The 12,530-nt window shown below is 37.0% G+C and carries 6 protein-coding genes; 3 read left to right on the top strand and 3 right to left on the bottom strand.

Translation table 11 applies throughout. The annotated features are described in order from the left end of the window. Positions 1–2 precede the first annotated feature (2 nt). Positions 3–1,196 carry a DUF547 domain-containing protein gene (locus L652_RS1000000124365; protein ID WP_139015382.1) on the top strand — a complete coding sequence of 398 codons (1,194 nt, stop codon included), beginning with the start codon at positions 3–5 and terminating at the stop codon, positions 1,194–1,196. Between the two features lie 46 nt (positions 1,197–1,242). Here L652_RS1000000124365 and L652_RS1000000124360 read toward each other — a convergent pair whose 3' ends face one another. The 3 genes from L652_RS1000000124360 to L652_RS0105220 all read right to left on the bottom strand — a co-directional run bounded on the left by L652_RS1000000124360 (position 1,243) and on the right by L652_RS0105220 (position 8,437). After that, a complete protein-coding gene (locus L652_RS1000000124360; RefSeq protein ID WP_024597658.1) occupies positions 1,243–2,895 on the bottom strand; it encodes a tetratricopeptide repeat-containing sulfotransferase family protein in 1,653 nt (550 codons plus the stop codon). A 58-nt stretch (positions 2,896–2,953) separates the two neighbouring features. Then, a complete protein-coding gene (locus tag L652_RS0105225) occupies positions 2,954–5,818 on the bottom strand; it encodes a TonB-dependent receptor (RefSeq protein ID WP_024597657.1) in 2,865 nt (954 codons plus the stop codon). Between the two features lie 279 nt (positions 5,819–6,097). Continuing rightward, positions 6,098–8,437 carry a DNA polymerase II gene (locus L652_RS0105220; RefSeq protein ID WP_024597656.1) on the bottom strand — a complete coding sequence of 780 codons (2,340 nt, stop codon included), beginning with the start codon at positions 8,435–8,437 and terminating at the stop codon, positions 6,098–6,100. Positions 8,438–8,545: 108 nt separating this feature from the next. On the opposite strand from L652_RS0105220, the gene L652_RS0105215 reads away from it, so the two are divergent. Both L652_RS0105215 and dinG read left to right on the top strand, forming a co-directional pair. Further along, a complete protein-coding gene (locus L652_RS0105215; RefSeq protein WP_024597655.1) occupies positions 8,546–10,279 on the top strand; it encodes a tetratricopeptide repeat-containing sulfotransferase family protein in 1,734 nt (577 codons plus the stop codon). A gap of 84 nt (positions 10,280–10,363) precedes the next feature. After that, positions 10,364–12,439, top strand: coding sequence for an ATP-dependent DNA helicase DinG (dinG, locus tag L652_RS0105210; RefSeq protein ID WP_024597654.1), 2,076 nt, complete (start codon positions 10,364–10,366; stop codon positions 12,437–12,439). The last annotated feature ends 91 nt before the right edge of the window (positions 12,440–12,530 follow it).

Genomic DNA, 12,530 nt, shown 5'->3' with positions numbered 1-12,530 from the left:
AGTTGATTGAAATTCAAACTAGTGCTATAAAAATAAACAAAAACAAAGGATTGATCATGATAAAATGCTTGCTACTTATAATCGCTATTGTTTTTATTCCAGTGAAAGCTGAAGAATTCTCTTTACCCGAAGAGTTTTCAGATTTTGGCTTAAATAGGGATATAAGCATATCTTATGAAGACCTAGACCAACTTCTAGAGTTAACCGTTATTGACATGGGCTTATCTGATAGGACTATTCTAAAACCAATAGTAGGTAATGGCACAAGGTTACGGTCTAATAGAGACAGAGATACGGCTTTAGAGGCTAACCGCTTTTATTTCGAAGAAGTTGTAAAATCGGATATTAAGCTAGGTTTTAAAGTAATTCGCCAAAGCCTAGAAAAAGTACCTGAAGAAGTCCCTTTAAACGCATTAACCTTAGATGAGCAATTAGCTTATTGGCTAAACTTATATAATACAGCCATTATTGAAAAGTTAATTGAACATTACCCAGTTCGAAATGCAAAAAAATTACTCGAAGGTGAAAGCTCAATACTAAACGATAAATTTATAAATGTTTCAGGCCATACCTTGTCACTTAATAATATTCAACATGATATCGTTTTTAAGAAATTTGGGAATAAGAAAATAGTAATGTATGGCTTCTATCAAGGGATAATCGGAAGTCCGAATTTACGTAACGAAGCTTACACAGCTGATAAGGTATATAAACAACTTTCAGGTAATGCTGAAGAGTTTGTAAACTCCAACCGAGGCGTTCAAGTTAAAAGAAATCGTCTAAACGTTTCTATTTTTTATGATCAAGCAAAAATTTTATTTCCTGACTTTGAGAACGATCTACTAAAGCATATTTTAAACTATTCTGATTCTTCTATTAACTCACAAGTAGAAGATTCGGAAGAATTAATTCTAGCTATTGAGGACTGGAATGTAACCGACATATACGGCACTGAGCGCTCATTTGGTGAGGGTAATGCCACCAACAAAGCGGCCTTACTAAATGCTGTAGTAGGCAATAGTAACGTGCCTGGTGCAGGCGCTATGAATCTTAGCTTCCTAAGCGATATGTTATCCTCTAAAGTTAGCTCTCAATCTCGCTTTTCACCTGCAGTATTAGACAAAATTAATCAGCTTCGTCTCAAGAAAAAAATCAATAGTAGTAGTGTTAAAATAAAAGACTTACCCACTAAATAATTAAATTGTATTCAGCGCTCTATTGAGTGCTGAATACTCTCAGTGATTAATCTAATACATTATTAAACTCTTCAAAATCAGAAATAGATAAGCTTTCTTTAATATATCTACTGAAATTTTTATATCTTCCCGATGAAGATGTATAAAGAGGCTTTCTCACCTGCCAAACACTAGCAGTACTTACAATATTTTTTTGTTGATGAAATAAACCGCTTTCACCTTGATATTTTACGCCTAAAAATTCGAACAGAGGCAATAATACCCCCTCGGGCTTTGAAACAAGTTCATCATAATTGACTGTAAAAATATCATTAGGATACTTTTTTAGCCAATGTGCTTTAACACGCTGCTGCGCTTTATGATAGTGCACTGTATCATTCAGTGCGGTCGCATAATTCAAACTTGGGCCTAAATGTTGAAAGTAAGCTGATAAACTGTTATCTCTAATATCGCGCTGTGTCCAAATAACTTTTGCTTCAGGGTACATCATTTTAATTATATCAATGTATAAGTAGTTCTCAGGCCGTTTATCAGTAACAAGACTACTTTTTCCCGCTCTTAACTTTAATTCTTTCTCATAACCTTGCTGAAATAATGTTGAGTTAACCGTGCTTGACAGCACTTTAGGCTTATCAATTAGATTGAATAGTTGCTTATGCAAGTAATCAATCTCTCCTCCATTGCTAATCACCTCAGAAGTGCAAATTATTTGTTCTATTAAGGTTGAACCAGACCTAAACATGCCACAAATAATAATTGGAAAAATATCGCCAGTCTTACTTTTTACGTTACTAAGCTCTCTTGCTAGTGTGTTACTTACTTGATGTTCGATATCAACCCTGTTGTATTGCGGGATATATTTTCGATTAAAACTATTGGCTTTAGTATAATAAGACCATGATTTTTCATAATCTTTGCTATCGTCAAAGGCTTTCCCAAGCGCATAATACATATCAGCTTTTAATACATCATCTTCTGTAGCTTCTAAAATAGATAGGCTTTTTAGTTCGTATTCTAACGCTTCTTTTTTATTAAATGTTTGTATATCAGCAATTCTCGCATGCGCCAGACCATATAAAGGATTTATCTTTAATACCTGATTAAAGCTCTTTAAACAGTTTTGCTTATCACCAAGCTGCTCATATATATTAGCAAGATTAAAATAGGCATTAATTTTATTTGGTTCAACTGTAATTGCCTGCTGTAAATAATTAGTCGCAGTCCCATAATCAATTAAAAGCTCAGAGTAGACGGATGCTAACTCCACATAAGCGGTATATATGTCGTGGTAACCAAGCTCGATAGCTGCTAAGAAAGATGTACTTGCAAGAATACCATTGCCATCTTTTTTTGCCATTTCACCCAATTGAAAATACGACATTGCGCTATCCGGTACTATTTCAGTGTATTTTTTAAGTAAGTCTATTGCTAAAGAGAATTCATTACTGGCGGCATATAACTGACAAAGAGTATTTACATAATCGAATTTTTTGGGGACTATTGAAATGAGTCTTCTACAAACTTCCTTACTTTTTAGTAAATCTCCTTCATTCATAGCTACTTTAAACAATACAGCTAAAGCTTGCTCATTAACTTCAGGGTTGTCGCATAAACCTTCTAGGGTTGCTTTTCCTGCCACAATCTTTCCACTATTCAATTGCTGTATTGCAAACAGTAAACTTTCTTTTACCGATTTCATTTTTTCCCCATAAAAAAAGCGAGCCTAAGCTCGCTTAATATACATTAATTAATTCAAATTAGAATTTTAATGAAAGGCTCGCATGGAAGTAACGACCTAACGAATCGTAGTAACCAGCAATAGCATTTGCGTTTGTTGATAATGAACCACCAACTAGAGGTGCCTCTTTATCCATAACGTTGTTAACACCTACTAATAAAGACGTGTAATCATTAATAGTAAATGTACCTTTAAGGTCAATATAGCTTTGTGAGCTAATACCGTCGTCTTGTACTAATGTATCAGCACCAGTGTAATCGTTTACACCGCTGAAGAAACGCCATTTAGCAGTAGCTCTCCACCAGCTGCCCGTGTCGTAGCTAGCAGATACAACATGACGCCATTCTGGTTGAGGGAAACAACCGTTATCTAATGAGTCAACACAGTCATATACTTCACTTACACCAGGAATATTATCAAATTCCTTAGTTAACATGTAGGTACCAATGATACTAGTTTTTAATGTACCTTCAGCAATTTCCATATCGTAGTTTGCGCTTAAATCGATACCTTCGTAATGGATATTACCTAAGTTAGTATTTGTAGCAACAACTTGGCCAGAACCTATCCAAAGGCTACCACTACCAGGTGTACGGTCTACGTTATCACAAAATACAGCCGCGCCGCTTTTACCACATTGTGTAACTAGAATTTCTGGGTCAATATTACCAATCGCGTCTTCAAGTTCAATATCCCAGTAATCGATTGAGAAGTTGAAGTTTTCAAATGGGTTACCAACAACACCTAAAGTAATAGTATCAGCGATTTCTGGAGATAAATCTGGGTTACCACCAAACAGAGCATTATATTGATCCGCTGGGCTCTTACCTACATTGCCGTACTGACTTGCAGAAACACCTGTATTTGCACACTCAGCAGCTGTTAGGCTTGGTGTACCAGCACATGGATCAGTACCGGCCCATAAACCAGTGCTTTGTTGAGCGAATAGCTCACCATTGTTTGCTGCACGAACTGCACGGTTGTAGCTTGAACGAATTTTCCAATCGCCTGTTACATCCCAGTTCATTGCCACTTTATAAGTCGGCTCAGCACCTGAAGTGCTATAATCTGACCAACGGTAGCCTAATTCAACAAGTAAACTTTCAACTAACGGTAAATCTTCAACGATTGGCAGGCTAAGCTCACCAAACACTTCACGTACTTGATAACCACCATTTAAACTCTTAGTAGTACCACCTTGGCCTAGTAATAGACCTTGTGCATATACTTCATCAGCTGTTCTACTGAATGTTTCTTCACGATACTCTGCACCAAATACTGCAGCAACTGGGTACTCTGAAGATGGAAGTGAGAAATCGAATTCGCCAGTAACAAAACCACTTACAATCAATTGCTCAGTAACACCGTTCAAGATTGCCGTACCAGTAAGTGACTGTGCAGCTTCTTCTGTTACACCATCAAACTGAAAAACATCGTACGGAATACAACCAGAAGTCGCGCTACAATCTTCACCATTTGCTGATAAAGCGGTGATTATACGCGGACCAAAGAAATCATTTTCATATGCTGAAGAAGATGAAGTTGAACCGTATTGAGCAAATGCTTCGTAAGACCAAAGGTCGTTAATTTCGCCTTTACTACCTAACACTAAACGGAAAGAGTTATGTTCAAGGCTGTCTGCACGAGGGCCACCTTCAACGTTACGCTTACCAATATAAGTTGCAAACTGATCACCAGAAGTCAATCCAAAGCGCTCAGTTAGTTGTGCACGTTGTGTATCATTTAATAATGGGCTATCAAAATCAATTGAGTAATTATCATTAAAGAACGTACCAGACTCAGCAATCTGCGCTGTAGTGCGGTTACGCATAAACATTGCTTCCATGAACGGACGGAAGCTATCATTGATTTCGTAGTTAGCAAACATACCTAATGTATGACGTTCATCAGGACGCATAAAGTGGTTAATTGGCGCGTAGTTATATGTATTACCAACTGAAGGAATAAAGCTGCTATCTTGACCTAGAGTCCAGTATTCGTACTGGCCTTCACCAAAGTCTACAACACCGTCAGCGTTAGGAGCTGAGATATAAAAGTTAGGGTTAACAGCATTACCTGAACCACCACAAGCTGTACCAGCAGCATTTAGAGCACAAGATGAGTAATCACGTGCACCTTGGCGTAATTCATTTTGTCTGTTGTAAGTAAAGTAAGCTACTGCATGACCCCTACCACTATCAAATGCACCACCTAGAGTCGCTGCAAAATCAAATGACGCGCCATCAAGACCCGTATTACCTTCTTCATATTCAAAGCCAGCATCATCCATTAGGCCTTGCATGTATTCATTATCGTTATTATGTTGGTAAGCAGTTGTACCTACATTAACTTCAAAACCCTCAAACTGATCGTTCATTACAAAGTTTACAACACCAGCAACAGCGTCTGCACCGTAAGTAGATGAACCACCACCAGTCATTACATCTACGCGTTTAATTAGCGCGGCAGGAATTTGGTTAATATCCGCTGATTGTGTGTAAATACCACCAGCTTGCATACGACGACCGTTTACAAGAACAAGAGTACGCTGAGGACCCATACCACGTAAATCAAGAGTTGCAGTTCCCGAAGCACCATTTGATTGGAAAGAAGTATTAGACGCTTCTAGTTGCGGTAAGCTATTCATCATGTCTTCAACACGAGTAAAACCTGCAACAGCAATTTCTTCAGCAGTTGTTACTTGCACTGGGCTAGCTGTTTCCATATCTGTACGTTTGATACGTGAACCAGTAACTTCAATTCGTTCAACCTTATCAACTTTTTCTTCATCAGCAGCAAACGAACTTGCTGAAAAAGCAGCTGTTGAAGCTGTACCGAAAGCTATCGCTAAGCGAACTGCTTTTGAAACTTTATTATTTAACATTCGATTCTCCCAGAATACTTTATATTTTTTATATTTTTTGCTTGATTACCATTTGTTAATAAATGGTAATCATACGTTATGATAATACCAGCAATACAATGCGGTCAACATAAAATTAACTTATTGTTAATTACCAACACTTTCAAAGCTAAAGCATTACAATTTTAAAATCAAAAAATTTACATTGGTATTATTAAATAGCGCCATTACTGCATTAAGGGAAATTATAAAAAAAGGGGGGATTGAATTCACAAAGGTTAACTTTTAGCTTACGGTAACTTAAAAGAGAGAGGTTTGAGTGCTCTTTGATAGCGTCACTTCCATAGCACTAAAAATCATTTCGGCTATTGGGTCTAATTGTTTTTTTATATACAAAGGATAATTCAGTCTTTTATTTGTATCACTGAGCTCTGGTCCATCAAATGTGTAAACATACTCTATAATTTGCCCTCGTTTCACCTCAAAATTTGGGTTCTGGGCTTTATATTTTTTAACTGCTTGGACATGTGGTGGAATATTCTTTTTATATTCAGTTAAATTTTGTCCTAACCTTTTTCTATAAATTAATTTATCGTCAAATTCTCCATTTTGTAAACGCCTAGAGTAAGAATTAACTAACTCCTCTAAAAGGCTTATTTTATAGTCACTACTGAACAAAGTTTCAAACAACTCTACTTGAAACTCTTGAGCGAACTCAGTCCAATCACTTCGAACTGCTTCAACACCTTTAAATACTAGCTCATTGTGATTTTTGTTAATTTTTTGACCTACATATCGTTTTTTAGAGCCCATCGTTTTCCCCCTAATTGTAGGCATAAAAAAAGGACTGTATAAGGTTTCAAATTCAATCTCCAAAAAGCTCTCTAAGTCGTGCTTCTGACTAATTTCTTGTACCCACTGTTGATTGATATTAATAGCTAATTGTTTACCAATTTCATCGCATTGAAGCGTATTCAAACCGTCATCCAAAGTAATGAATATTGAATCTGTATCGCCATAAATTACATTGTACCCACACTCCTCTATCCATTTTTTTGTGGTTTGCATTATATCGTGCCCACGTAGTGTGATTGAACTTGAAAGACGTGGATCGTAAAAGCGACACCCCCGAGAACCAAGCACTCCATATAAGCTATTCATAATAATTTTTATAGCCTGCGATAACATAGGTTTTTGGCTATCTTTTGCTTCTTGTCTTGTTATTGATAGAGTTTTTATAAGGGCTGGTAAATGATTTTTATGTCTTGAAAAAAGTGCATTATTATATCCTGGAATTGCATCTTTTGGATTGAGCAACCCCTCAATTAAACCAAGAGGGTCTATACAAAAAGTACGCATAATTGATGGATATAAGCTTTTAAAGTCGAGTACAAGTACATTTTTATAAAACCCCGGTTTTGAAGACATTACATACCCTCCAGGACTATCAAAACTTAAGCCATGATCTCCTAAATTAGGTGCAACATAACCACTTCGGTGAAGTAAGGGCAGATAAAGGTTAACAAATGAAGCGACTGAACCGCCCATTCTATGAAGTTCAAGCCCCGTTAATTGACTCCTAACAACAGCAAAATCAAGTAAATTTAATTTGTTAAAAATACGTAGAACCAGTACGCAATCTTGTCTATTGTATTTCGCAAGGGATAACTTATCATCATTAAATTGGCGTTCGATTTCTGCTAGCTGGTCACTTGAACTGATGTACTTTTTCTCACCAAGCTCCTTAGCAGCTACATTTGACAGGCTAAAGCTATCATAGTGGTAGGTCGCATTTTTTAACGTGTCTATACCGTCTATAACAACTCTTCCTGGTATAGTTAATCGAGTATAATGGCCTACTCGTAATTTTATTTTTTCGTTATTACGTCCAAGACGCAATTCTATACCTAGAGTTTCAGCTCTGGAGTGAAGAACAGAAAAATCAAACTCAATGACGTTCCAACCAATAATAAGATCTGGATCTGTTTTTGCTATAAAGTGCTGTAATTTTTGTAAAAGATCGATTTCATCAACACACCATATTATTTCAATTGCATCACTATATTTAATAGGACTGCCAATCATTAATACACAATCAATGCCATGACCGACCAAACCAATGGAAAATAATACCCCTTCTCCATTGCACTCGATGTCTAAAGAAACTGTTTTAAACTTAGGATTTACATCTGGGTTATTTTTAAATTGGCAATTGGTTAACAGCCTATATCCGTCTTTTTGTGTAATATCTCCTCTCACCCATGTGGAGCCTTTAATAAATCGCTCCATTAAAAAGCGATCTATAGGGCGTATGTCATCTTCGTATGTCACAATGCCCTCTGCGCTTAGAGCTTTTAACGCATTGTAGTAATGTTTAAGTGATTTAAAGTAGCAACCAGCCACAGTCCCCTGCTGAAAATCTTTTAATTCTACAGGGACAATTTCAAAAGAAACATCTGAGAGCCGCAGTACTTTTTCTACCGTCGCTTTATCCTTTAACTTGATAAAAAAAACAACTGACTCTGGTAAGCTAATTGCTTTTAATGGCCCTTTTTCAGTTAAAAGCCAAATAACAAAACTTACGCCCAAAGGTGAATCAACTGTTTCTGTAGAGAGAATAAACCCCGAGTCTAAGTGCATTAATGAAATAAGCCTTGTAATAAAAAACGACAAAAATAAAATTTGTAAAGCAGGTTATATTTTATTTCTTTCTAAGTTAGTCTTAAGAAAAAATAATATGAGCATTCAATGAGCCCTTCTGAAATTATCCAACACGCTAATAATCTCCTTCAACAAAACAAGCTTCAACAAGCCAAAAAAATAATATTATCTTTAATTCAAACTGCACCAGAGCACCATCAAGCTTGGCAAGTATTAGCCCAAGTACATCGACAGTTAAAAGAGCAAGAGCAATACCAACAAGCCATTAAACAATATGAGATGATTGCTTGGTTTAACCAACGTTTAGATAAAGCGAATCAGCATCTATTAAACAAAGAATTAAAACCAGCAGAAAACATTGCCCATGAGTTGCTCAAGCTTGTAGCGAATGAATACCGTGTTTTAGTGTTATTAAGTAAAATAGCTTTTCAGGCAAACGACTTAAAAACGTATTTGGCGATTACTTCTCATAATATAAATATAAATAGCACAAAATCAGCCGCTTATGATGCGCACATTGAAGCATTATTTAATACAAAGCAATATTTAGAACTAATCTCTTTTTATAATAGGTCGACCAAATTAGTTACTTTACTACCACAATCCCAAAGTCTACTCGCTGCTGCCTATGTAAAAATGATGGACTTCAAAAATGCATCTCTAAATTACCAATCTTTGTTAAATAAAAATTATTACCCCGCATATTGCAATTTAAGACTTGGAAACATAGAAAAGATAATTGGCAATAACCAAAGTGCTATTGCGTACTATTGCAAAACAATAAAACTAGCTCCCCATATCGGCGAAGCCTATTGGAACTTAGCAAACTTAAAAACATATACTTTCACTCAGCTCAATATAGCTAATTTAGAACAGCAGATAACAATAGACTCAAATAAATTAAATAGAGCACAACTTCACTTTGCTTTAGCTAAAGCATATGAACAACATAGCAGATACGAAGATGCCTTTTTGCAGCTAAGAATAAGTAACGATTTACAAAAGTCACTTAGCCCTTACATTACTAATGACTTTAATGAGCGCTGTAAAAAATACCTAACCAAAAAAGTAGCCAATACAGTACATTCCTCAACCGAAAATGAAGTCCAGCTGATATTTATTGTAAGCTTGCCTAGAAGTGGCTCTACACTTATTGAGCAAATACTGGCATCGCATAGCCATGTTGACGCTAGCTATGAATTATCAGAAATCAATTCTATTGCAGTAGAGTTAGAAAACCTTCAGATAAAAAGCAACGTACCTTATAAGCTAAATAGTTTGACTCAAGAGCACTTGGCAACATTAGCCAAACGCTACTTAAAATTCATTGAACCTTTTCGCAATAACAAGCCTTACTTTATTGATAAACAACCAGTCAACTTTCAACATATTGCTCTTATCAAAACTTTATTCCCTAATGCAAAAATAATCGATGTACAACGAGATAAAAAAGCGACTGCATGGAGCCTTTATAAGCACTCATTTTCACAAGGCCATAGTTATAGCTACGATCAGGAAGATTTAGCTCACTACATGAATGAATATTATAAGCTGATGACACATTGGCATAGCGTATATCCTGACGAAATATATACAATTAATTATGAAAGCTTAATAAACAACTTCACTGAAACGGTTAATGATTTATTTGAACATTGCAATTTAGTAGTAGAGCAAGCGTGTTATGAGTTTTATAATAACCAACGCCCTGTTTTAACTCCCAGTTCAGAACAAGTACGTAAGCCAATTTACAAAGAAGCGCTGACTGACTGGAAAAAATATGCAAATCATCTAACGCCACTGCTTAATAGGCTAAATTAGTAAACAAGCTGCTTGTAGTTACACTCTTATAACTCTAAAATCCATAGCACTGTAATTATATACATACTTTAGGTAAATCATCCCATGCTTTCTGACTCACTAAAAAAAACAATTAGGCAAGTACACCAGCATGTGGCTAGTAACCTAAAAGATTATCGCCCTCGTAGCAGTCAAAATTATCTTGTAGCCGAAATAGCAAAAACACTTGCTGGCGAATACCATAAAAAGCAGCGCATTTGCGTAATTGAAGCAGGCACCGGTACCGGTAAGTCTCTTGCCTATTGTTTAGGCGCGTTGCCTCTTGCCTTAGCGCAAAAAAAGAAGCTAGTTATTTCTACCGCAACCGTTGCACTGCAAGAACAATTAATAGCAAAAGAGCTCCCATTTTTTAAAAAGCATTCAGGCCTCGACTTTAAATTTGATTTGGTAAAAGGTCGCCATCGTTATATTTGCGCTCACAAATTACATAATGCTGTAAACGGCGATAGTCAAACACAAATGGACTTTATGCCAACGCTTACTTCACCATTGAGCGCAATGGAAACCAAGTGTTTGAATGAGCTATATAACGCATATGTGAATAAAAAATGGCAAGGCGACAGAGACAGCTGGGCCGATACCGTACCCGACAGAGTATGGAACTTAATAGCGTGCGATAAACATTCATGCCAACGCCAAATGAAGGCCCATCAAACGTGTCCGTTTCAGCTTGCTCGTAATCAATTAATGCAAATGGATGTGCTGGTAATTAATCACTCTTTATTACTAGCTGATTTAGACTTAGGCGGCGGTAAAATTTTACCCGAGCCCGACAACACCATTTATGTAATTGATGAAGCGCATCATTTAGCACATATAACACGCGACTTTTCATCGGCCGCAGCAACAATTAAAGGTACAATAGAATGGCTTGATAAGCTCACCAAGTTTAGCGGAAAAATGGCAAAGGTTTTAGTGGGGCAAAGAGCCATTGGCCAAAACTTTAAACTTTGCGACAGTATTAATGACGCGAATAAAGATTTAAAAGTAGTTCGCGATATTCTCGATAATGCTGACTTTGAATATTCGAAAGACGATACTTATCGCTTTGAGCACGGTGAAATTCCACAATCGCTGCACAGTAAAGCAAAAGACATAAGCGAAGCCACGCAAGATGCGCTGCGCTGTTTAAACAAAATGCACGACACCCTTACCCAAGATGTAAGCGACGGCGACATAAAACCTTACGTTGCCGACCCAATACTAGGCGAAAGCGGTCAATACATAAACCGCTTAGAGCAACTAAACAAACTATGGTTTAGTTACGCAAAAAAAGGCGAAGGTGCTCCCCATGCACGGTGGATAAAACGTCTTGAATATAAAAGCCATCACGACCACTTATTAAGCGACTGCCCTATCGAGGTCGGTTATTATCTAAAAGATAAATTGTGGCGAGAATGCGCGGGCGCTGTTTTGTGCTCTGCGACATTAAGTGCACTGGGCTCGTTTGATCACTTTGCTTACGAAACAGGACTTGCTAAAGAAGAAGGCGTTAAATTTATTAAAGTACCTTCTCCTTTTGATTACCCAAAACAAGCCACTTTACGTATTCCGGTATCTAAAGTAGAACCTACCGATAAAGACTTTAGTGATCACCTAGCTAAAACTTTACCAGAGTACCTAAATGATAAAAAAGCGAACCTTGTACTATTCGCTTCTTACTGGCAAATGGACCACGTAACAAAGTTTCTTAGAACAAAAGGTTTTAACTTATTAGTACAAGGTGATATGTCGCGAGAAGCGTTGCTTAAATTACACACTAAAAATGTAGACGAAGGCAAAGGCAGTATTTTATTTGGAACCCAGAGCCTTTCTGAAGGCCTTGATTTACCTGGTAAATATTTAGAGAACTTAATAATTACTAAAATTCCGTTTGCTGTACCTACTTCGCCAATAGAAGAAGCGCAAGCAGAATTTGTACAAAGCAAAGGTGGTAACCCGTTTTTAACGATTACCGTGCCAGATGCCGCAAAGAAATTGGTACAAAGCTGTGGTAGACTGCTGCGAAAAGAGAGTGATGAAGGCTGTATTACTATTCTCGATAGACGCTTAGTTACTAAGCGATACGGTAAAGCCATGCTCGACACCCTACCACCTTTTAAAAGACAAATAGATTATTAATGTTTGAACTCGCACTCGATCCAACAACCTGGGCTGTTTTATGTGCTGTTGCACTTGCCGCAGGTTTTATAGACGCTATCGCCGGTGGCGG

The organism is Pseudoalteromonas sp. TB25, assembly GCF_000497995.1.
In the GTDB taxonomy this organism is placed as follows: Bacteria; Pseudomonadota; Gammaproteobacteria; order Enterobacterales; family Alteromonadaceae; genus Pseudoalteromonas; species Pseudoalteromonas distincta.
The sequence above is the reverse complement of the archived record's forward strand: the minus strand, read 5'-3'. Positions and strand labels throughout refer to the sequence as shown.